Annotated in this window: 21 protein-coding genes, 2 pseudogenes and 1 riboswitch; of the genes and pseudogenes, 14 read left to right on the plus strand and 9 right to left on the minus strand. The window is 39.0% G+C overall.

The genetic code is table 11. From position 1 onward, the window contains the following. The 6 genes and pseudogenes from RTR43_RS13185 to RTR43_RS13210 form a co-directional block, all read left to right on the plus strand. Positions 1–409 (plus strand): annotated as a pseudogene (locus RTR43_RS13185) (argininosuccinate lyase); the annotation flags it as partial. A gap of 98 nt (positions 410–507) precedes the next feature. Beyond that, on the plus strand, positions 508–1,368 hold the full coding sequence (locus RTR43_RS13190) for a carbon-nitrogen hydrolase family protein (RefSeq protein ID WP_312472517.1): 861 nt from the start codon (positions 508–510) through the stop codon (positions 1,366–1,368). Between the two features lie 245 nt (positions 1,369–1,613). Then, positions 1,614–1,725: riboswitch (SAM riboswitch) on the plus strand. Between the two features lie 91 nt (positions 1,726–1,816). After that, the gene (locus tag RTR43_RS13195) at positions 1,817–3,052 is read left to right on the plus strand and encodes a homoserine dehydrogenase (RefSeq protein ID WP_312472518.1); all 1,236 of its coding nucleotides are present in this window, start codon (positions 1,817–1,819) and stop codon (positions 3,050–3,052) included. A 166-nt stretch (positions 3,053–3,218) separates the two neighbouring features. Next, complete coding sequence (locus RTR43_RS13200; RefSeq protein ID WP_312472520.1) at positions 3,219–4,655, plus strand: glycosyltransferase family 2 protein; 1,437 nt, start codon at positions 3,219–3,221, stop codon at positions 4,653–4,655. 21 nt (positions 4,656–4,676) lie between these two features. Beyond that, positions 4,677–5,348, plus strand: coding sequence for a glycosyltransferase family 2 protein (locus RTR43_RS13205; RefSeq protein ID WP_312472522.1), 672 nt, complete (start codon positions 4,677–4,679; stop codon positions 5,346–5,348). A 490-nt stretch (positions 5,349–5,838) separates the two neighbouring features. Further along, positions 5,839–6,342, plus strand: a complete 504-nt coding sequence (locus tag RTR43_RS13210; RefSeq protein ID WP_312472523.1) for a DoxX family membrane protein — start codon at positions 5,839–5,841, stop codon at positions 6,340–6,342. A gap of 312 nt (positions 6,343–6,654) precedes the next feature. Here the strand turns inward: RTR43_RS13210 and RTR43_RS13215 are convergent, their stop codons facing one another. The 3 genes and pseudogenes from RTR43_RS13215 to RTR43_RS13225 all read right to left on the minus strand — a co-directional run. Continuing rightward, entirely contained in the window at positions 6,655–6,840 is a 186-nt protein-coding gene (locus RTR43_RS13215) for a YfhD family protein (protein ID WP_312472524.1), read from the minus strand. A 103-nt stretch (positions 6,841–6,943) separates the two neighbouring features. Further along, positions 6,944–7,078, minus strand: a complete 135-nt coding sequence (locus RTR43_RS13220) for a YfhE family protein (protein ID WP_248735933.1) — start codon at positions 7,076–7,078, stop codon at positions 6,944–6,946. Between the two features lie 179 nt (positions 7,079–7,257). Next, positions 7,258–7,344 (minus strand): annotated as a pseudogene (locus RTR43_RS13225) (DUF1731 domain-containing protein); the annotation flags it as partial. Between the two features lie 70 nt (positions 7,345–7,414). Between RTR43_RS13225 and recX the strand changes: the two are divergent. Beyond that, a complete protein-coding gene (recX, locus tag RTR43_RS13230; RefSeq protein ID WP_312472526.1) occupies positions 7,415–8,227 on the plus strand; it encodes a recombination regulator RecX in 813 nt (270 codons plus the stop codon). A gap of 8 nt (positions 8,228–8,235) precedes the next feature. Here recX and RTR43_RS13235 read toward each other — a convergent pair whose 3' ends face one another. Beyond that, on the minus strand, positions 8,236–8,907 hold the full coding sequence (locus tag RTR43_RS13235) for an SDR family NAD(P)-dependent oxidoreductase (protein ID WP_312472528.1): 672 nt from the start codon (positions 8,905–8,907) through the stop codon (positions 8,236–8,238). A gap of 88 nt (positions 8,908–8,995) precedes the next feature. On the opposite strand from RTR43_RS13235, the gene RTR43_RS13240 reads away from it, so the two are divergent. Then, the gene (locus RTR43_RS13240) at positions 8,996–9,319 is read left to right on the plus strand and encodes a YfhH family protein (RefSeq protein WP_312472529.1); all 324 of its coding nucleotides are present in this window, start codon (positions 8,996–8,998) and stop codon (positions 9,317–9,319) included. Positions 9,320–9,387: 68 nt separating this feature from the next. Here the strand turns inward: RTR43_RS13240 and RTR43_RS13245 are convergent, their stop codons facing one another. Continuing rightward, a complete protein-coding gene (locus RTR43_RS13245) occupies positions 9,388–9,564 on the minus strand; it encodes a small, acid-soluble spore protein K (protein WP_248735938.1) in 177 nt (58 codons plus the stop codon). A gap of 164 nt (positions 9,565–9,728) precedes the next feature. Then, complete coding sequence (locus tag RTR43_RS13250) at positions 9,729–10,709, minus strand: metal-dependent hydrolase (RefSeq protein ID WP_312472532.1); 981 nt, start codon at positions 10,707–10,709, stop codon at positions 9,729–9,731. Between the two features lie 173 nt (positions 10,710–10,882). Here RTR43_RS13250 and mutY point away from each other — a divergent pair, with 173 nt between their 5' ends. Next, complete coding sequence (mutY, locus tag RTR43_RS13255) at positions 10,883–11,983, plus strand: A/G-specific adenine glycosylase (RefSeq protein ID WP_312472534.1); 1,101 nt, start codon at positions 10,883–10,885, stop codon at positions 11,981–11,983. A gap of 331 nt (positions 11,984–12,314) precedes the next feature. On the opposite strand, the gene RTR43_RS13260 is transcribed toward mutY, so the two are convergent. After that, positions 12,315–12,500 (minus strand): hypothetical protein, encoded by a 186-nt coding sequence (locus RTR43_RS13260; protein WP_312472535.1) that lies wholly within the window; start codon positions 12,498–12,500, stop codon positions 12,315–12,317. A gap of 117 nt (positions 12,501–12,617) precedes the next feature. Here RTR43_RS13260 and fabL point away from each other — a divergent pair, with 117 nt between their 5' ends. The 5 genes from fabL to RTR43_RS13285 all read left to right on the plus strand — a co-directional run bounded on the left by fabL (position 12,618) and on the right by RTR43_RS13285 (position 16,996). Continuing rightward, complete coding sequence (gene fabL, locus RTR43_RS13265) at positions 12,618–13,367, plus strand: enoyl-[acyl-carrier-protein] reductase FabL (RefSeq protein WP_248735942.1); 750 nt, start codon at positions 12,618–12,620, stop codon at positions 13,365–13,367. A 71-nt stretch (positions 13,368–13,438) separates the two neighbouring features. After that, positions 13,439–13,657 carry a gamma-type small acid-soluble spore protein gene (locus RTR43_RS13270; protein ID WP_312472536.1) on the plus strand — a complete coding sequence of 73 codons (219 nt, stop codon included), beginning with the start codon at positions 13,439–13,441 and terminating at the stop codon, positions 13,655–13,657. Positions 13,658–14,159: 502 nt separating this feature from the next. Further along, positions 14,160–14,417 carry a YgaB family protein gene (locus tag RTR43_RS13275; RefSeq protein ID WP_248735944.1) on the plus strand — a complete coding sequence of 86 codons (258 nt, stop codon included), beginning with the start codon at positions 14,160–14,162 and terminating at the stop codon, positions 14,415–14,417. 196 nt (positions 14,418–14,613) lie between these two features. Then, positions 14,614–15,144, plus strand: a complete 531-nt coding sequence (gene ntdP / locus RTR43_RS13280; protein WP_248735945.1) for a nucleoside tri-diphosphate phosphatase — start codon at positions 14,614–14,616, stop codon at positions 15,142–15,144. 85 nt (positions 15,145–15,229) lie between these two features. Then, positions 15,230–16,996 carry an ABC transporter ATP-binding protein gene (locus RTR43_RS13285; RefSeq protein WP_312472541.1) on the plus strand — a complete coding sequence of 589 codons (1,767 nt, stop codon included), beginning with the start codon at positions 15,230–15,232 and terminating at the stop codon, positions 16,994–16,996. 16 nt (positions 16,997–17,012) lie between these two features. On the opposite strand, the gene RTR43_RS13290 is transcribed toward RTR43_RS13285, so the two are convergent. Then, positions 17,013–18,089, minus strand: a complete 1,077-nt coding sequence (locus RTR43_RS13290) for an FUSC family protein (protein WP_312472542.1) — start codon at positions 18,087–18,089, stop codon at positions 17,013–17,015. Positions 18,090–18,271: 182 nt separating this feature from the next. Then, entirely contained in the window at positions 18,272–22,744 is a 4,473-nt protein-coding gene (locus tag RTR43_RS13295; protein ID WP_312472563.1) for a glutamate synthase-related protein, read from the minus strand. Positions 22,745–22,768: the final 24 nt, after the last annotated feature.

The raw sequence follows: 22,768 nt of genomic DNA on the forward strand, positions 1-22,768 counted from the left end.
AGATAAAGAAGGAATGTTTGATACAGTTGAAACGTTAGAGGGGTCTTTAAAGCTGTTAGCACCGATGATTGAGACGATGACAGTAAATAAAGATGTAATGCGAAAAGCAATTAACAATGATTTTTCTAATGCTACAGATATCGCCGATTACTTGGTAAGAAAAGGATTACCCTTCCGTGAAGCCCATGAAGTCATTGGGAAAATTGTTTTATATGCAATCCAGTCTAATAAGTTTTTGCTGGATTTAAGCTTTGCTGAATATCAGGGGTTTAATCGGTTATTTGAAGAAGATATTTACGTGGTATTGGCACCTGAGCATGTTGTGGCTGTTCGAAACAGCTTTGGTGGAACATCACCGGAACAGGTTCGAGGTCAAATTAAGCTTGCGGAAAAAAAACTGCAACAATAAGAAACCAGCTCGTCAATTGACGGGCTTTTATATTTCATTTGTAACTAAAACCAAATTAGTAGATAATTTTTTCATAGCTCACCAAAAGGAGTAGACAAATGAAATTAAGAGTATCTGCTGTACAGTACCATCTCCATACGATTCAATCGTTTGCAGAATTCGCCGCCGAATGCGCGCATTACATTAAAACAGCTGAAGAGTTTGGGGCAGAGTTTGTTTTGTTTCCTGAGCTTTTTACTACTCAGCTCCTATCCATTGACAATGGTCAAGGTCAAAGTCTAACTATAGATGACTTGCCGAGCTTTACCGAGCAATACCACGAATTATTTTCCAATTTTGCAAAGCAAACAACCATGCACATAATCGCGGGAACACATGTCATCAAAAAGGACGGTAAGCTTTATAATACAGCGTATTTATTTTATCCAGATGGACGAGTGGGTGAGCAGGCCAAGCTTCACATTACACCAACAGAGGTGAATGAGTGGAATATGGCAGCAGGCGATTCATTTCAGATTTTTGAAACGAACAAAGGGAAAATTGCCATACTGACCTGCTACGATATTGAGTTTCCGGAAATCGTTCGCATGGCTAAGGCAAAGGGGGCTGACGTTATTTTCTGTCCCTCATGTACAGAGGACCGTCATGGCTTCCACCGTGTCCGTTACACAAGCCATGCCCGGGCAATAGAAAATCAGCTCTATGTTGTCTTAACTGGAACAGTTGGCTCACTGCCAACTGTTGACTTTATGCGCAGTAATTTTGGTCAGGCGGCAATCATTACTCCTAATGATATCCCATTCCCACCAAAAGGCATTCAAGTTGAAGGGGAAATCAATAATGACATGGTCATCACAGCGGATCTTGATTTAGAACTCTTATACGAAGTGCGCGAGCGCGGCTCGGTCACAACCTGGCGCGATCGCAGAACGGATCTATATGTGGATTGGGAAAAATGATCAAAATGATCTGATTGGCTTGTATCGAAGCGAGTTTTCCGTTTTTACCGAAGATCAACTTCAGCTCATCATCATTCATCGTTCCACCTAACAACCAGCAGGTAAGGCTAAAGATGATTGAAAAAATCAATGCAAAGGAAGCTATTGCAATATTGCCGCTTTAATGAAAAAATCTATTGACATTGACTGAAAATTTAGCTAATATACTTTTTATATATTGGAAATTAATGAAAAAATATATAAAACTCTTATCCAGAGCGGCGGAGGGACTAGGCCCGATGAAGCCCGGCAACCATCAAGGTAATCCTTGAAAAGGTGCTAATTCCTGCAGGTTATTTTTAACCTGGAAGATAAGAGGAGGAAACTAACCCTCTTCTTATGAAGAGGGTTTTATTTTTCAAAAAAACTGGTGGTCAAATTCTCAATTCATTTGAAGGGGTGGATAAGCATGTCTGTAATTAAAGTGGCAATTCTAGGTTTTGGTACGGTTGGTGAAGGGGTATATAAGACGATACAATCCCATGGCGAAGAGTTAACAGCTGTTTTAGGAAAAAAGGTAGAAGTGGCAGCTGTCCTCATCAAAAATAAGCAGAAGGAAAGAGAAATAAGTGAAGAAGTTCTGGTTACGACTAATTTTGGAGAAATCCTAGACCTTCCCCAGCTTGATATTGTTGTCGAAGCCATCGTCGATAAAGAACCAACGTTTACATTTTTGAAAAAAGCAATCAAGCGCGGCTGCCATATCATTACAGCGAATAAAGAAATGTTTGCCCACCATGGAAAAGAGCTGATCGAGCTCGCAGATGAGAATCATGTTTCCATTGGCTTTGAAGCAACAGTTGCAGGGGGAATTCCGGTCATTCAAACCTTAAGGGAGTTATTAAAAATTAATCGCGTCGATCAAGTTCAAGGCATCTTAAATGGAACATCAAATTTCATCTTGACGGAAATGCGTGTGAAAAAGCAGTCTTTTGCTCAAAGCTTACTTCAAGCACAACAAAATGGTTATGCTGAGGCGGATCCAACAAATGATGTTGAAGGCTATGATGCTTTTTATAAAACAATGATTCTCAGCAGAATTAGCTTTGGGGAAGAACCTAATTGGCAGGCTGTTGAGCGTGAAGGGATTACTTCGATAACAAGTGAATTAATCGACGCAGCTGAAAAATTCGGCTTGAGATTTAAACATGTTGCCAGTCTTACGAAGGCAGGAAATCAAATAAAAGCATCGGTTAAACCTGTCCTTGTTGGTCAGGAGCACCCTTTCTACCATGTTGAGGGAGTAGAAAATGCAGTCAATGTCCACTCGGATATTGTGGGAAGAATCACACTCCAGGGTCCTGGTGCCGGAATGTTTCCAACCGCAAGTGCTGTGATTGAAGATTTGGTTTATGTCTGTCAAAGTCATCCCGCCAAGCGCAGTTACACCGGGACACCTGCCGCAAACATCGGACAGAAAAATGGGAATAAAAAAGAATATTGGTTAGTACAGGGGCAAACCGAAAAATTTGTAGCCCCTTCGATTACCTGGATTGATCAAGCTGCTAATGAGATCTTTATCATCCAGGCAACTAGGAAAGAGTTGGACCAGCTCGCGAATCAACAAGGGGGGCTTGTCTACTATCCAATATTCGGGGAGTATGAAACGCTGTTGAAAGATACCGCTTTAACAGCTTTATTATAAAAAATCCTATCCTTTAAAAGAGCAGCAAGTGCTCTTTTTTTTATTGAAAAAATGTGCAAATGACTGGGGATAAGTTTAGTCAAAAAAAAATTACGTTCATATTGTGTAAAAGCTCGACCATTTGGACTATCTATTTTATTAAAATAATATAGAGAAGGGGTGCGTCATGTTAGGAAATAGCCCAACAAAACAACATACTGAACGTGAAGAAGGGCTTTATGACATCTGGCCTGTTCCTCTTGCAAAAGAAACTGAAAGAAAAAGAACAATTTCAGAAAGTAAGAGAGAGGAAAAAAGTAAGGACCGTAGCTCGAAAAGAAAAAAAACAAAACACTCAAAAAGCATTCAGCATGAGAGTGGACAAAGAAATAAGACTCAAAGCCTGCAAAGTCCGAGCCACGAAAATCAGAGCAGCTTAGATATTGAAGTCAGTATCATTATTCCCTCCAGTAATAAATACCCACTAAATCTATTGTCTCTCTTCTCCCTTGAAAATCAAACCTTTAATCAAGCAAAAATGGAAGTCATCTTTATAGATGATGCTTCAACAGATCAAACAGCAGAGAAACTTAACAGTTATTCTCCTCCCTATCAGTTTATCTATATTCGCAGCAAAGAAAAGTTGGGGAGAGCGAAGAGCAGAAATTTAGGTATTCGTTTAGCAAGAGGGAGCATTCTTATTTTTCTAGATGCAGAAATGATAACCGAAGCTAATTTTGTGGAAAATCATTATAAGTCCCACCAATCAAAAGAAAACATGATTTTGTCGGGGGCCATTCATTCCAAAGCGCTCTATTCATGTATTTTTCCAGAATTCTCCGAGAAGCAAATTAACAAGATTGGCGCTTTAACAAAAAATAATAAAGAAATTAATAAGAGGTTTCAAGTCTTTAATTATCCTGGTGAAGAGCTATTTCCATTAGTAGAAAAAAGTGATATTACTAGCGGATCCTTCCGGGGAATGGCCTTTAAAGCATACCCATGGTTCAAAGAGATTACTAAAAATTTTGACGACGATTTGCAAGGATTTGCGTTTCCATGGATGGCCTTTCTAACTGGGAATGTTTCGATTCGGAAGGCATTTATCGTCCAAGCTGGTGGGTTTGATGAAGATTTTTTCCATTATGGCTATGAGGATTGGGAATTAGGATACCGTCTTTATCAAATGGGTGCCGACTATCATGTAAGCAGGGCGGTGTTAACCTATCACCAGGAGCACCCTGTTGGCGAAAGTAAATGGCAAGAGGCTGTTGGGAATTTTGGCCTGTTTACGCTAAAACATCATGATGTTGATGTGCTAATTCTAGGATTAGAGCTTTCAAGACTAACAGATTTATTAACAATGAATAAGATCTTAATTGAATATAAATTACTCGTGCAATCTAATCTGGAGCAGATACCACAATTCCAAGAAAAATTCCTGTACATCCTCGAGACCATCACCCTTATGCTCGTAGTTGATATCCGTCATATTAACATCTTAGGGGCTGCAGGCTATGGCTCAGACGATAGAAAAGCACTTCAAGAGGATATTAATCAGATAAAAAATCTGAACAAGTATAAACATTTAACTAATTTTTTGGAGAAGGTCATAATCTCATAATCTGTGGGAAGGAGTGAAAATGTGGTTTCCATTATTACTTGTACGATAAGGGAAGAATGTATCGAAAATGTTTTCAAAAACTATCAACAACAAACTTATCAGGATAAAGAGCTGATAATTATTTTAAATAAGGATTCGATGGATATTAATCGTTGGATTGAAAAAGCAAGGAATTATCCAAATGTCCAGGTTTATCAGCTCCATGAAAAAGCAACTTTAGGTGATTGCTTAAATTTTGGGGTGATGAATTCGAACTACGATATTATCGCGAAATTTGATGATGATGATTTTTATGGTCCTGAGTATATTGCTAGTTCGATGGATGCTTTTAAGGATAAAAATATTTCGATTATCGGGAAGAGCTCGTGTTATATCTATTTTAAAAATAACAAAGCGCTGATTCATGTCCCAGGTGTAGAGAATTCCATCACTGATACAGTGGCTGGGGCAACATTAATGTTTAGAAAAGAAGTATTTCATTACGTCCGCTTTGAAAAAGTGAATCGTGCAGAGGATTACTTTTTCATTGATCAAGCCAAAAAAGCAGGTTTTACTATCTATGCTACCAGTCGTAATCATTTTGCTGTCATCCGGCATAACTCGGAAAATCACAGTTGGAAGATTTCCGATGAAGATCTAATGGGGTTGGGTGAAATATGCGCTTATACGGATGATTTTCAATCCTTCGTATAAAAAAAATAGCACTGAATAGTGGAGCAGGAACTCCGGTCTTAGAATGGTCTTTTAGATGAGGAACTGAAAAGTAAAGAGTCGGTATCACCATGCTGACTCGAATCTACATAAAAGGAACGTTTTGCGAAGCTTCCTATTTATTCACAGGTTTATTCACAAGCTGTGGATTGATTTGAAGGTATTCAACAAGCTTATGCACATTATCCACAACTTTATCATAAGAATGGAGGATTGGTTTCTAACATATGTGATGTAATAAGTTCACATTCTATTCAATTTTCTAATATTAATATGTTAATAAACTGTGAAAGTCGTTGTCATTTCAATACAAGGGGAGTATATTAAAAGTGTAGAGAAGATAGTGAAACAATTCACAAGATTTTCTACCAGATACAGCTAGCTGAAATGCCCCTCATCGAAAGGGGAATAAAAATCTATTTAGTTATTAATTTGTGAAATAGTTCACAAAAAATAATAGGAGATGATTGTGATGAGATGGTACAAAACCCCTCAAGCAGCAGTTGTTTGGACAGTATTAAGAGTATGGCTTGGACTTCAATGGATGGAAGCAGGTTATCATAAATTAACAGGTGGATTTGATGCAGGTGGATTTTTAAAAGGAGCATTGGCCAATGCAACAGGTGATCATCCTGCAGTGCAAGGATGGTATGCCGACTTCTTAAGCCAATTCGCCCTCCCAAATGTTCAAATTTTCAACGTCTTAATTCCTTGGGGAGAATTACTAGTTGGATTAGGATTAATCGCTGGATTAGCAACTATTCCAGCATTAGTTGCCGGGGCCTTTATGAACTTAAACTTTATGCTCGCAGGTACTACTAGCACAAACCCAATTCTTTATACAGCAGCAATGATTCTACTCTTCGCAGGAACTGGAGCATACTTATTCGGACTTGACCGATATGTTGTACCTTTTATCAAAGGTTATATCAGAAAAGGTCATCTAAAAGGTGTCAAAATCAATCAACAGCAGTAGTAACGAGTTCTAATCGCTTGAAAAATGGTAACCTCTCTTTAGAACTCGCTGATTAATATTTTCCCCCCTTTTAAATACTTAAGAAGCAGGGCATACCTGCTTCTCTTTTTATTGTGCAAAAGAGGCGGAGCGCAACAAAAATGAATCATATTTATCCAATTAAGCGGAAAAAAAATATTTTTCACTTTGAGTTAGTGAAGCTCCATTTTGCTCACACCGCCCGAATTATGTTGGTGTACTATTCATATTCCATTAATTTCCATATTTAGGTTGGGAGTTGAAACTCATGCTAGTTTTTATAGAAAATCGTTACTATCTTTTTCTATTTTTTGCACGCTGGTTAGCGGCGTTTGAACGTGCTTGTGCCTCAAGATCTGCATGATCCGCGAGTTCCTGTGAGTATTCAACATCAATTCCATCTGACTTCATGTTCTTCGGCACTTGTGGAAGTGACCCTTTATTTTTATCACGATTTTTATGTCCTCGAGACCGTCCCATTACAAAAACCCCTCTCTTTTATAAACTAATGAGAGCTGAAGATGCTCCCATTACTAGCATTTACATTTAGAGAGGGGTCCATTAATGGAAATATCTATAAAGACTATAGCTTCGTTTTTCTATCTGTATAACCACCTGCACGGTCTGCCCTTTTAAATTCGCGTTGATAGGCTACCTCTTGCATACTTGATAAAGTGTATTTCCCTCTATCCTTATCTTTTTTCTTCTTTTCCGCCATTTTGCTCATTCCTTTCAACATTTTTTGGCCGATAGGAAAGTTTAATTTTCCTAACAGGCATAAGTGCAACTACACCTCCTGAACCGCCCTTAGAGGCTCGCCTAACAAAAACTACTTGGGAATGGTACGTTATGTACTTATTTCCATTTTTACCTTTTGTGAAAGGAATGATACGGATTTTAGTTAAATATATTTTTTAATGCCAATTTTAGTTCTGGATATTGGAATGGATAGCCATTTTCTAACAGCTTGTTTGGTAAAACCTTTTGTCCGTCTAACTATTTATTTTACATTAAATAATGAAGAATATGGTAAAGTAGTCATGAGGTGAATGATATGGCCATAATTACAAAAATCACCACGCAACAAAAAAATCAAGATCGGTTAAATGTATTTATCGATTACGGCAAAGGTGAGGAATTTGCTTTTAGTATCGACAGCGATATATTAATCAAATTTCAATTAAAAAAAGGAATGGAGCTTGATGATTTTTCCACGATGGAAATTCAATATCAAGACGACATTCGTAAGGCGCATAACCTAGCGATTAATTATTTGGCAAGGAGAATGAGGTCAGAAAAAGAAATTAGTGATTACCTCAATCAAAAAGAAGTAGATGAACCAGTTATTAATGAAGTGCTCCATAAATTAACAGCTCAGAGATATATCAATGATGAAGAATATGCTTTAGCTTATGTGAGGACACAGGTAAATACGACCGATAAAGGGCCAGATTTAATCAAACTGGAGTTAAAGGAAAAAGGAATTTCAGAGGTAATTCGCCTCCAAGCACTGGAAGAATTTCCATTAGAGCTGCAAATCGAAAAAGCAAGTAAAGTAACTGAAAAGTTTTTCCAAAAGGGTTCAAAGGAGTCTTTGAAAATTCAAAAGCAAAAACTTGAACAATTACTGAAAAGAAAAGGATTTTCTTTTGAGGTCATTCATATTGCTCTAAATGAGACCGAAGTGGACAAAGAAGATGACGAGGAAATGGAAGCCATCAGGTATCAAGGGGAAAAGGCCCAGCGGAAGTTTTCACAATTAACAGGATTCGAGTATCAGCAAAAGATGAAACAGACATTATATCGTAAAGGCTTTTCGATGGAGCTAATCGAAAGGTTTCTGGCGGAAAAAGAAGAAAACTCATGACGAAACCGTCATGAGTTTTCAATTATAATCGAATCTGAATCCAATTGTTTCATAATGATTTCTGCAATTTCTTTAGCTGACCTTAAACGTGATTTATCTTTAATGTGGTTGCTTTCGTCCCAAAATGGGGTATTCATGCCGCCCATATAAACGGCATTAAATTTAATGCTGCTGTTTTCATATTCCTTCTGCAGACTTTCAGTAAATCCACGGACGGCAAATTTGCTGGCAACGTATACAGCTTCATTCACTTTTCCTCGTAGGCCGGCAGTAGAAATAATATTCATAATTCTCCCCTCACCATTCTTAGGAAGTAACGGCAATACGGCCTTGGTCATTAGAATGGTTCCTAGTATGTTTGTATCTAACATTTCACTGATTTGCTGCTCATCCATTTCCACAAATGGACCAAAATACCCCAAACCGGCGTTATTGATCAGCCCAGAAATTTCATATGTACTGCTTATTTCGTTTATTTTTTTCAAAACCTCTTCATTATTCCGAATATCTAAGGGAAGGATATCGGCTTTTCCACCGCTTGCTTCAATTTCTTGCTTCGCAGCAGTTAACTTTTCTATTGTCCTGCCGGTGAGTAATATGTGAAAGCCTTTTTTGGAAAAAAGCACGGCTAATTCTTTTCCTAATCCTGACCCTGCACCAGTTACGATAATTGTATTCATTTTGTCGTCTCCTTCAAAATAGTTTTACCTTTATTAATTCTACAAAGATAACTATACTAAAATTAAGAGAAAAGTGGGAGTGAAAGAGATGCAGCAGGTGAAACGTTATAGTGAAATGACGGAACACGAACTAAGAGAAGAAATTGCCAAACTCCAAGAGAAGGCGAGAAAAGCGGAGCAAATGGGCATGGTTAATGAGTTTGCTGTTCTTGAAAGAAAAGTTTTAATGGCCCGAGCATACATTTCAAACCCAGATACCTTTAAGCCAGGTGAAATTTATGAAATCGAAGGAGACCCCGGTCAATATTTTAAAATTGACTATTTAAACGGTGTTTTCGCGTGGGGATATCGACTTAAGGGCGATGGAAAAGAAGAGGCTTTGCCAATATCCTTATTAAAGGGGCTTAAATAATAAAGGGACAAACCAGAGAATTTTCTCTGGTTTGTCTTGGCCGATAGGAAAGTAAAACTTTCCTATCACTACTTATAAACCTGTGGTGATTCATCATCGCGTTCGCCTGAGGCGCGCATCCGTTCTTGTGGATGCGTATTAATAGTGCCGTTTGCTCTTTTTGAAGCATATTCTGCTTTCGCTCTTGGCTCTCCCTCAAATTTGTTGTTATTTTGGTTTGGGAAATTCGTTACTTTATTTCTCATGCTATACCTCCATAAAAGGGAATGAGAAAAACGTGTAAATAAAAGCATTCTCTATGCTTACCACGTAATCATAGTATCTGTCCCTTTAATCTCAATTATGTTATAAGAAAATGGTAATGAGGTGAATACCATAAAAAAATGAATGACATTCGTCACTCATTTTTTTAGCTTGGAATGATGCTCAACTTCTTCCGTAATTTCTTTTCACTAAACACCCAGCCTGTATAGGAGCTAATTCGTTTTAAATCACGATCTAATTGAACTACAGCGACAAACGGATAATGCCCATTACTGCGATAGCGTAAATCAATAAAACGAACTTCATAATAATCATTGTATTCATCGACTTCCCAACGGTAGACCGGGGAAAACGATAAAAAAGCAGAAAGGTTTTTGTCTTTTTTGGCCGCTTCTATTACAGGTGTATTTGGTACTGGGACACGAATAAACCGATCTAAAATTTCAACTTTATTCTTAATGCCCGTGCCAACAAAAAATTGCTCTTGATTCATCGCAGCAATCCGCCATTGATGATACCTCATCGTGGGTGCGATAATGATTTCTGTGGCATCCGGAATAATCGTTCTAACCTCGACCAATACCCTTTTCTTCGCCTGATACCGTTTTAAATAATAGGCGATAATGACTACATACATCAGCAAAAAGGTAACTCCAGGATTTGCCCCTAATACCCATATAATAATACCAAGCACATGAATCCCAAATATAAACGGATCGAACGTATTAATGACACCTAGAGCAACCCATTTCGAGGAAAATGGTCTTAGTGCTTGAGTGCCATAGGCATTAAAGATATCGACAAAAACATGGATAAAAACAGCTGCAAATGTCCATGCCCATAAATGCACTAAATTGGCATTCGGAAAAAATGGATAAATGACGGCCAAAAGGATAATCGGCCATAAAATGACAGCTGGAATAGAATGTGTAACACCACGATGATTGCGAATGTAGATGGCGTTATTTCTTAACTTCAAAACCGTGTCAATATCTGGTATTTGTGAACCGGCAATTGTCGCAATTAATACACTTGCTGCAGTAGCATGACTGCTTGCAACGGATGGATCAAGCGTAGCAAGACCACCGAGAGCAATGCCCATAACTACATGAGTTCCAGTATCCAAAAGGAAAATCCTCCTTTAATATGGTCTATTAACATAATCATTGAACTTTGATAACGGATCCTTCCGCTTTTCTACTTGTCAAAATAAACAAATTGAATTATCGTAAAACAAAAATGTCATTTTATTATATTCCCTATTTCATCATTGTTTAACAAAATGGAGGCACAAAAGATATGTTAATTGAACAAGAAAATATAGAAAATATCAATATAAATGCTTTTCAGAAGGATTTAATTACCTGGTTTAAAAATGAACAGCGCAACCTTCCATGGCGAAAAGACCAGGATCCCTATAAGGTATGGGTTTCAGAAATTATGCTACAGCAAACAAGGGTTGATACAGTTATTCCATATTTTAATCGCTTTATTGAATGGTTTCCAACTATTGAAGATCTTGCTGAAGCCCATGAAGATAAGGTCCTTAAAGCATGGGAGGGACTTGGATATTATTCAAGGGTTAGAAATTTACAATCAGCTGTTAAAGAGGTTAAAGAGAAATATAATGGAGAAGTACCGAGCACTCCTGAAGAAATTGCCAGACTTAAAGGAGTTGGTCCATATACTGCAGGTGCCATTTTAAGCATTGCTTACGGAATTCCTGAGCCGGCTGTTGATGGAAATGTGATGCGGGTATTATCGCGCATTCTATCTATTTGGGACGATATTGCCAAGCCAGCGACTCGAAAAGTATTTGAAAAAGCTGTCCGCACGTTAATTTCTCATGAAGATCCTTCCGCTTTTAACCAGGCATTAATGGAACTAGGCGCCTTAATATGTACCCCTACTTCTCCTTCATGTTTATTATGTCCAGTACGTGACCACTGCCAAGGCTTTTATGAAGGAGTACAAAATGAACTCCCGATAAAAACGAAAAAAACGAAGACACGTGACGTCCAGCTTGCAGCGGCAATTGTTTTCGATGAAAGTGGGAAAATATTAATTCATAAACGACCTGAGAGTGGTTTGCTTGCAAATTTATGGGAACTTCCTAATGTCGAGCTTCATCATTCTATACAAAATGAACGGGAACAGGTCATTGATTTATTTAACCAGAACCATAATTTTAAAATTAATCTTGAGAAAATTATTGGGCAAATTGAGCATGTTTTTTCACATTTGATTTGGAATATTAGGGTATATACTGGAAAAATAGCTTTCACGCTTCAAGAGAGTGAGGAATGGAAGCTTGTAACCTTTGAAGAACTGGAGGAATTTGCTTTTCCAGTTTCTTCGCAAAAAATGCTCAGACTTTATCAGGAGCAGTTAGAGGAATGAACGCCGCTATTAAAACGGCGTTTATTTTTTTATCAAAAGATAAGATAAAATTTTCGACTTTGAGAATTGTCCAGCTCCAGCGCCCTAGCGACTAGAGTGCTTCCCTCACCTCCCTACGATAAGTCAACATCGGTTCGCTAACGCTCACCGTGTTTCCTTTAGCTAATCAGAATTTATTCCCTAAATTCTGAACGCATAAATTCAACTACGCCTCTGTCTTCGCCTAACGGCTTGCCAGTCGGCGAGTTTACATTTATCTCAGTCGGTTCAGTCCAGCCCTTACGTCGCTGACCAGGGCGCTTGCGCTTTTCTTATATAACTTTCATCACAATTAGATAACTTTGATCCCGCCGCGATTCTCAATTTCTTTTATAATTTCCCGATGTATCGTCTGACCTTCGCTATTTAAATAAGGAGCAATTTGCTGCAAGGAGAGATGGAAAAAAGCAAGCTCACTCGTTTTCCATTCTGATTTTGCCATCATTGAAAGTTCGGTCATATCCCGTCCTGCATACATATTCTCAATCTTCCTTTCAAATGTTATTTTGCCCTTAGTGTTTAATATTAATTGTCTTCTATTCATGGAAAAGTTAAAATGATAGCATTACTTGAATTAAGAAGGGAATTTAGAAAAATGACACAAAAAGTAGCACTCATTACTGGCAGCAGCCGGGGAATTGGCAAGGCAACTGCACTTAGGCTAGCACAAGAAGGATATGATATTGTCATTAATTATGCGAGAAGTAAAAAGTCTGCTCTTGAGACAGCAGAACAAATAGAATCATTCGGTAGAAAAGCTTTAGTTGTAAAAGCAAACGTTGGTGACACAGCAAAAATAAAAGATATGTTTGCTCAAATTGAAGAAGAATTTGGCCGTTTAGATGTATTCGTTAATAATGCAGCCTCTGGCGTTCAGCGTCCAGTTATGGAACTTGAGGAATCACATTGGGATTGGACTTTAAATATCAATAGTAAGGCCCTATTGTTTTGTGCGCAGGAAGCGGCAAAGCTGATGGAAAGAAACGGCGGCGGGAAAATTGTCAGCATTAGTTCTCTGGGGGCAATTCGTTATTTGGAAAATTACACAGTAGTTGGGGTTTCTAAAGCGGCTCTTGAGGCTCTAACACGATATTTAGCCGTTGAATTAGCACCGAAGAATATTGTCGTAAATGCGGTCTCAGGCGGTGCAGTAGATACTGAGGCATTAAAGCATTTTCCAAATCGTGAAGAGCTTCTGCAAGAGGCAAAAGACAAAACTCCTGCAGGGAGAATGGTTGAAATTGATGATATGGTCAATTGCGTGATGTTTCTTTTGTCGGATGATTCCAGCATGATCAGGGGGCAAACCATTATAGTTGACGGCGGAATATCATTACTGGTTTAAATAGTTTTTAATTAATTATTTTGGATAATTTCCACGTAGATGGATAAATTAATCTCGTGGAGGTGATTACAATGGCAAAATTCAATCAGCAGCCAAACAAAACTTCAGCTGGAACAAATATCCAGGAAGTGAAACAACAAAATACTCAGGCAGGTGCAGGTGCTGCAGGTGCTGCAGGTCAATTTGGAACTGAATTTGCAAGTGAAACAAATGCTCAAGAGGTAAAAAAACAAAACCAAGCATCAGAAGCTAGTAAAAACCAAAATGCTGGCCAATTCGGTCAACAATAAAATAATACTTAAGAAGAAGGTGCTCTTTTTCATTAAAGGGTGCCTTCTTTCATTGATTAAAGAACTTTGCTTAGCGTCTCGTTCCAGCGATCGTCGATAAACAGGCGCTTCCGCTTTTCTAATAATATCAGACTCAATATCATTGGACTTTGAGAATTGTCCAGCTCCAGCGCCCAGCGGCTAGTGTACTTCGCAATTCTCCCTACGATAAGTCAACATCGAATCGCTAGCGCTCTCCGTGTTTCCTTTAGCTAATCAGAATTTATTCCCTAAATTCTGAACGCATAAATTCAACTACGCCTCTGTCTTCGCCTAACGGCTTGCCAGTCGGCGAGTTTACATTTATCTCAGTCGAAGTGCTCCAGTCCATACGCCGCAAAACGGGCGCTTTCGCTTTTCTTTTTTCGACAAAACCTCTTTTTAGTCGACAGAAGTAGTCAAAGGAAATTAGTGTTGGTTAAAGAATACATATTAGGTACGAAAAAATAAGGCGGTGAGGGAAATGAATCATTTTAACCGATTAGTTTCCGAACAAATGGTGACGATGGAAAAATTATTGTACGTTCAAGCTGAGATTGAACGTTGTCAACAAATCGAAAAAGGGCTTCAGACTCTCCAAAATGCCACAGACCTTGAAAGTATTCAGACTGATATTCAATTAATGAAAAAAGAGTTGAAGGAGATTCAGTTAATTTTTGAAAAGCAGACAGAAGAGGTAATAAATTCTTATCTAGAGAAGAACTTAACACCTTCAATGTAATTTGATAAATAAAGATGATGAAAAAAATTCGATAATTTTTACAAAGAGCCATTGAATTATGGCTCTTTTGTTTTAAATTCTGTCCTTAACCGTTATAATAATAGGAAATAGGAATTTTACTTTGTTGCCTTTATCGTTATTTATTTGGTTTTTAGAATAGGTTACAAAGCGTTCAGGAATGAAGGTAGGGGAGAACATGGGCGTACCCATCGAAGGAGAACCATTGCAAATACATAGCTATAAGCACAATGGGCACATCCATCGCGTCTGGGAAGAAACAACCGTTTTAAAAGGGTCGCAAAATTTGGTGATTGGTGGAAATGATCGGACACTTGTTACTGAATCAGATGGTAGGACCTGGATTACAAGGGAACCTGCGATATGTTATTTCCATTCGCAATACTGGTTTAATGTAATCGGAATGATCCGTGAGGACGGCATTTATTATTACTGTAATATCAGTTCACCATTCATCTTTGATGGTGAGGCACTAAAGTATATAGACTATGATCTTGATATCAAGGTGTATCCTGATATGACCTTTAATTTACTTGACGAGGATGAATATGAACGCCATCGCCGTGAGATGAATTATCCAGATGTAATTGACCAGATTTTAAAGCGAAATGTCGATAAACTTATTCAGTGGATTCGACAGCGGAAGGGCCCTTTTGCACCAGATTTTATCGATATTTGGTATGAGCGTTATTTAACTTACAGACGTTAGTAGCCTAAACGCCTGTTGATTTTCATATCAACAGGTTTTCGTTTGTTTTGAAACAGAAAAAAAAGAAATGGGGGGGTCCCCTAGCTTGAGCAGTATCCGCAGGTACCTTCAATTTGTTAAACCGTATCGCTTGCAAATAATTGGGACAATCATCATTGGTGTGATCAAATTTTCAATACCACTCATCATCCCCTTGTTAATTAAGTATGTAGTTGATGATATTGTTGGGAATCATTCGCTTTCTTATGATGAAAAGGTTAATAAACTGATGCTCATCATGGGTGTCATGATTGTAATCTTTGTTATCCTAAGACCACCCATTGAATATTACCGGCAATATTTCGCCCAGTGGACATCGAGTAAAATCCTCTATGATATTCGTGATACGATGTATACACATATTCAAAAGCTGAGCTTTAAGTATTTTTCAAATACCCGTGTAGGTGAAATTATTTCACGCGTCATTAACGATGTTGAGCAAACAAAAACATTTGTCATTTCAGGTTTAATGAATCTCTGGCTTGATATTGCCACCATCGTCATTGCCATTATTTTTATGTTTTTGATGAATGTAAAACTGACAGTTGTTTCAATTTTACTGTTTCCTCTCTATGCTTTTTCCGTGAGATACTTTTTTGGAAATCTCCGTAAATTAACAAGGAATCGTTCTCAAGCACTTGCCGAAGTTCAAAGCTATTTACATGAACGAGTGCAGGGGATGCCTGTAATCAAGAGTTTTGCGATTGAAGAGTATGAACAAACACAGTTTGATAAGCAAAATAAGAACTTTTTAGAGAAGGCATTGCAGCATACAAGCTGGAATGCGAAGGCCTTTTCAGCTGTTAATACGATTACAGATATTGCTCCAATAATTGTTATTGGCTATTCTGCGTATCTCGTCATTCAGCATCAGTTGTCACTTGGAACGATGGTTGCGTTTTTTGCCTATATTGACAAGCTTTACAATCCATTAAGAAGATTGGTCAATTCATCAACCACCATTACCCAATCCTTTGCATCCATGGATCGTGTATTTGAATTTTTGGACGAGGAATATGATATTATTGACATTCCGGATGCACGAGTGTGTAGCCAGGTAAATGGCGATATTTCGTTTGAAAATGTTTCTTTTTCTTACGATAAAAAAGAGGATCTTGTTTTGAAGGACATTTCTTTAGAGGTGAAAAAGGGTGAAACGATTGCGCTGGTAGGTATGAGCGGCGGCGGGAAATCTACGTTTGTTAGTCTGATTCCTCGTTTTTATGATGTAACAAGCGGAAGAATAACCTTAGACGGGGAAGACATAAGGCAATTTAAGGTCCAAACCCTAAGAGATAATATTGGTGTGGTTTTTCAGGATAATATATTATTTAGCGAATCTGTACGAGATAACATTTTATTAGGAAAACCAAATGCAACTGATGAAGAAGTGTATCGGGCGGCAAAAGCTGCCAATGCCCATGAGTTTATCTTAAACCTGTCAGACGGCTATAACACTAGGGTAGGAGAACGAGGGGTTAAGCTTTCTGGAGGTCAGAAACAACGGGTTGCGATTGCCCGTGTATTTTTGAAAAATCCCCCTATTTTAATACTTGATGAGGCGACATCGGCACTGGATTTAGAGAGCGAGCATTCCATCCAGGAATCACTAGAGGAACTGGCAAAGGACCGGACCACTTTTATTGTTGCCCATCGGTTATCGACCATCACTCATGCGAATCGGATTGTCCTGATTGAACACGGTCAACTCGTGGAAATAGGGACACATGACGAACTAATGACAAAACAAGGGAATTATTATAAATTATTTCAAGTACAGCAGCTGGAGCAAACAAAAACCGAAGCAGAATAATCTGCTTCGGTTTTTCCTATTCTTTTGCCTCATCATCAATCGACACTTCATTATGATGAAAGGAATGAAAGCTAGTAATAAGTGTATCGAGATGCTCAACCTGTTCTCCATAATCAATAATCGAGGCGACAATTTGCATCGTATGATAGAGATGTGGATTATTTTGTCCGGCAAATTCTCTTTGATGTGCTAAAAAGAAGTCGAATAATTCCTTTTTATTTAAGTAAACGTTATCCTCAGGGTATGGAGGCGGTGTTGGGATTTTTCCAATGAATCTTAGCAAGACCTGTTCATGATGATAAATAAGGCTATCAACCTGTTCTTGAATCGATTGCTTGAATTTTTCAGGGAGCTGCAACAGCTCGTTTTCAAAACGATGCAGTTTTTTTAAGGTATCAAGGGCTTTTTTAGCAGTTAAGTTTAATTGCCGGTAAATAACCAGCTTTCTTGATTTTTCTGGAAGGTCTTTTTTCAAATAACTTCGTTCTTCCTTATACATCTTATAAAACTGCTCCATTGTATTGATGCTTTCTTTTAGTTTCTTAATATCTGTTTTAAGAAGATTATGATCATAATCATGGCGTGTACTTAAGCGAATCCACTTAATAATTTCCTCGGTTGTGCTGACAATTTTAAAATAAAGCTTGTTTTCATACTTTGGTGGCATGAACAAAAGATTAACGATAAACGCAGAAAAAACCCCAATCATGATGGTCGAGAAACGGATACCGGCAAACTGAATAAAGTTCCCGCTCTGTGTTTCCATAATCGATACCAACGTCACGAGTGACAGTCCAATCGTATTCTCCAGTTTAAACTTAAGATTAATAATTATCACAATAATAGCGGCCAACCCAATAACAATAAAATGATTTCCTAACAGGAGGACAAAAATAACAGCAAGCAAAGCGCCAATGATATTTCCCTGAATTTGTTCAATGATTGTTAAATAGGAGCGATAAATGGTCCGTTGAATCGCAAAAATGGCGGCAATGCCAGCGAATACTGGAGAGGGTGAATGCAACAACTGACTTAAGTATAGGGATAAAACAATTGCTATTCCCGTTTTTAAGATGCGGGCACCTAACTTCATTCCAAATGGTTTCCTTTCAAAAATAATTAATTTTTTTCAATGGTAAGTATTTATGTACTATACATGGATTAAAGCATATTATCAAGAGAAATTATAGGTCTTTGATTCCGAAAATTGTAGGATATTGTGACAAAAATAAGCCCGCTAAAATAAGCGGACTTTAAACTTAGTGCATACTATCATCATTCCGTAGATACGGATGGGTCGGCTTGTTCCTTAACAGGAAGTACCTGAACAAAATGGTGTTCAGGGGCAGCTAACAAAGCACGTAGCTGATTCGCTTCTTCTCCCTGGCCATTCTCCTCAAGCAGATTCGTATATTTGCCTAAAAGTTCGTTAATATCCTGTTTGCCTTTTTCGTTAATATCCGCAACAGATACTTTGGCACCTTTGGCAATTCTTCGCTTAATTGCTTCTTTGGTAAGACCCATTTCTGGCTGGTGGCGGATATAGATGACACCGCCGGTCATCCCTGCACAAATCCATGGTCCGGGATCTCCTAAAACAAGACCACGTCCGTTTGTCATGTACTCAAAGGCAAAGCCTTTAATATTAGCATTTGCACCAATATTCCCAGCTTCTTTTTCCGGAAGCGATTTTTTCAATGCGCCGCCAATGATTAAATCAGCACCAGAGAGGCGAATTCCAGCTCGAGCATCGGCATTCCCTTGGGCCACGAGAAGCCCTTTTTGTGCACCATATCCAAAGCCCTTTCCTACGGAACCATTAAGGAAGAGCCCATTTTTTCCTTTAGATTTCAACACATGGATATTTCCGCCAAAAGAGGTTTTTCCAACACCATCCTGACCGCCGCCATTAACAGTAATTTCGATACCTTCACTATTGTATGCGCCTAAGCCATTTCCAGGAATGGAACCTTCTTTATATTTAAGCTTTACAGGTTTCAACTGCTTATATGAGCCATCCAGTCTGCCACGAACACGGTGGCAGGAAACTCTGCTTCCCAGTACTCGCTGCTCCGAGGTAACACTGGAGAATTCTCTTGATGAATGAAGCTGTTCCACACTTTCATCAAGATATTCAGCTCCTGCTGCTACTTGCATTTGAACTTCTTCGATTGATTTCGAAGCTTTTATTTTCGTAAATTGGCTAATTTCCAGTGGTTTTAGCAAATAGGAAAGGCTAAGCTGCTGTTCTCCATTTACTTGCTCCAATAATTCCGAATGACCAACAGCATCCTGTAGATTTCTGATTCCCAATGATGCAGACAGTGCTTTTAATTCACTTCCAAAAGCTGTGAAAAGATTCATGATCCCTTGAACAGCTAATTCTAGTTGCCGTGGAACAAAGCGCCTTAGTCCGTGCTCCTTAGCCTGTGCTTCAGATTCAATCTGGGTGGCAATCCCAACATGGCACGTATCCAAATGGCAGCCGCGGCAGGTCGTACAGCCGATAGCAAGCATTGACAATGTTCCGAAGCCGACACGGTTTGCTCCAAGAAGCATGATCTTCATGACATCCATCGCACTCTTCATGCCGCCATCCGCCCAAATTTCTACTCTATGGCGAAGGCCACTCTCAAGCAGGGCATTATGGGCTGCTTTTACCCCAATTTCAACGGGCAATCCCACGAATTGAAGGGCATGGATTCTCGCAGCACCTGTACCGCCATCAAAGCCACTCAAGGTGATAATGTCGGCACCTGCTTTTGCGATACCAACAGCAATTGTTCCAATATTAGGAACGACAGGAACCTTAACAGCAATTTTTGCCTGGTCATTTGCCGTTTTTAATTCAAGAATCATTTGTGCTAAATCTTCGATAGAGTAGATATCATGGTTGTTTGATGGTGAAATCAAATCCGAACCAAGTGTTGCGTTACGTGCTTCAGCGACTTTTGCGGTAACCTTTGAGCCTGGTAGATGACCGCCTTCTCCAGGCTTAGCGCCTTGCCCAATTTTTATTTCTAACAGATTAGAGGAGTTTAGGAGTTCAGCGTTTACTCCGAACCTTCCGGAGGCAATCTGCTGTCCTCTTGTTTTTGGATATTTGCCTAACATATCCTTAATTTCGCCACCTTCACCATTTAAACTAATCATATTTAAACGGTCAGCGCCTTCGGCGTAGGCTCTAAAGGCTGTCTCATTCTGTGAACCAAATGACATCGAAGAAATAAGAAACGGTAAATCATGGTCGCCAACACGTATATCCACATCGTTAGGGGATAAAGGGTTATTGCTCTTTTTTAACTGAACTAGATGGCGGATGGTTGTCGGATTCGCCGCTTCTTGTTCCGAGATTTTATCACGATAAACCTTGTAATCACCAGTTGCAGCAACTTCACCAATTGCCTTCCAAATGCGCGGGAAGAGATGGAAGGTTTTTCCGATACGCTCTTTGTCATTTTGGTAATCATTTGCTCTTTTTACAGCATCAAGCTTCATAGCCTCGAAGTCTGCTTCCAATTCTTTTGATCCCAAAAAATTTACGATGTTTAACACATTTGCAATCTCTTCGTGTAAACCGATGCTTGAGAACAGTCTGCCATAGCCGCGCAGTTCATGGATTCCAATCGTTGAAATTACCTTCTCCAAACCTTTAGTTAGTGCACTATAAAGATTGGTTAGTGGTTTTGTCGATTCATCGAAAACGGTTAAGAACATATAGTATGGGCTGATTAAATCTGCTCCTAATCCAAATGAAGTAATGATGTCATGCAGCGAACGAATCGCAGCTGAACGAAGAACTAAGGAGCAATCCCTTCTTAATTCTGCATTAACTAACGCTTGATCAATCGCAGACGTAATTAAATGTGGATCCAGCCAATAGAAATCTTCTTGATGTGCTTTTGCATCATCAAGGACAAGCATTGTTTTTCCTGACTTTACTGCTTGAACTGCTTCATCTGTCAGTCTATTTAGTGCAGAATCAATCGATTCGTTTTTATTAAATGTAGTTGAAATAAAGGCAGCTAATTTTTGCTCCTGAAAATGCTGGACAATTTGATCAAAGCTAGGCTGACCTAAGTTCTCCGAACAAGTGAAGCCTGCTTTTCCTTCTAACAGAAGTGGAGTAGTCAGTTCAATTACCGTTTCCGTTTGTTCTTTAAAAAATAAGGTCGGGCGCTTGCCAATAATGACCCTGGTAGAAAAGTGCTCAGTTTCCCGGTCACGGTCAATGGCGGGGTTGGTGACCACGGCGACACTTTCCTTAATATAATCAGCAATATTGACTCTCTCAGGATTAAGGGCAGCGAGCGGGGCGTCATGACCGAGTGAACGAATCGGCTCCACACCTTTTTCGGCCATTTGTTCGATTAACTGGATATGATCACGTTCCCAGCCAAAGGCTTTATATTGGCCGTTATGGATTTTGTCAGGATAATTCATGGTAACTGTTTTACTTAGTGACGGCGGCTGTAGACGTAATCTAGATCCACTAATATTCACCCGTTGAGAAAAACGGTTATAAACCTCACCCTGATATCGGTCCTGCTCATAAACTTCCAATTTTTCACCGTTCCATTTGAAACCGACCTTCTCACCAGGTGCCAAAGGCTTCGGATCATTCACGTATTCACTGGATGAGATAATGCCTGGTTCAGAAGAAAATAAATAGGAGCTTTCGGTTTCGAGCATCCAAAGTGGACGAAGGCCAAGGGCATCAACACTAAATACGGCTTCATCACCAAATCTTGAAATAATTCCAGCTGGTCCTTGGGCGAAATGTCCCCAGGCTTCTCTTAAATAGGTGTATAAATCTTGAAGATTTTCAGCATAAGCTTTTATTTCATTGATAATTGGCGGGAACAATAGGTCCATCGCTTCAAATAATGAATAACCATCACGGCAAATTAAAGTTTCCAACGTTCGGCTTAAATCCTGTGAATCACTGCCGTCTTTAACAAGAGGTACACCAATCATTCTCGCTTCATCACGAAGCTTCGAGATCGTATTAATTTCTCCATTATGTCCTAAGACACTAAAAGGCTGTACCCGGAAAAAGCTTGAAAGAGTATTGGTAGAATAACGATTATGGCCAAGTGTCATGGTCGATGCAATAAGCGGGTTTGCTAAATCATGATAATAACGTGGGAGAATGTCTCCGGCACCCATTACTTTATAAACGACATGATTTTGGCTAAGTGAGGCAACATGAACATGTTCGTTCATTTCAAAATCGACTAAAGTTTCGAACAGGACCCTCGTTAATTCTTGGCCGTTTTTGGATGAAAGACAGGCAAACTGCCAAAAAACCGGATTTTCTTGAATCGCGATTGGGCCGAGGGCTGATGAATTCGTTACTTCATCGGTTTCAAGAATTAGTTCTAATTCATATTTTGCTAGTTTTTTTAGCAATTCTTGTTTAATAGTCGGATACCAGTTTGCTTCTTGACTGATAAATACATGACCAACAGCAAATTCTTCTTTATCGACTAGAAGTGGATCAAGGCCTTTCGCGCGCAATTTTTCTTTCCAGAGCTCTGTTGGAATATCCGTATGAATGCCAACACCGTCTCCTTCTCCATTAATAAAACCGGCACGATGATTCATTGTCACAAGTCCATTTATGCAATCAAAAATATTTTTTCTCGTTGGCCGTTTGCTCTTTTCAAGGCAAGCGACAATTCCGCACGCATCGTGCTCATGTTTGTGGAAATCTTTAAAAAGGGAAGGGTTCCATTTTTGTGTCATCTTGTTTGGCTTCATCGGTTCATC

It is taken from the genome of Neobacillus sp., assembly GCF_031988165.1.
GTDB lineage: Bacteria > Bacillota > Bacilli > Bacillales > Cytobacillaceae > Neobacillus > Neobacillus rhizosphaerae.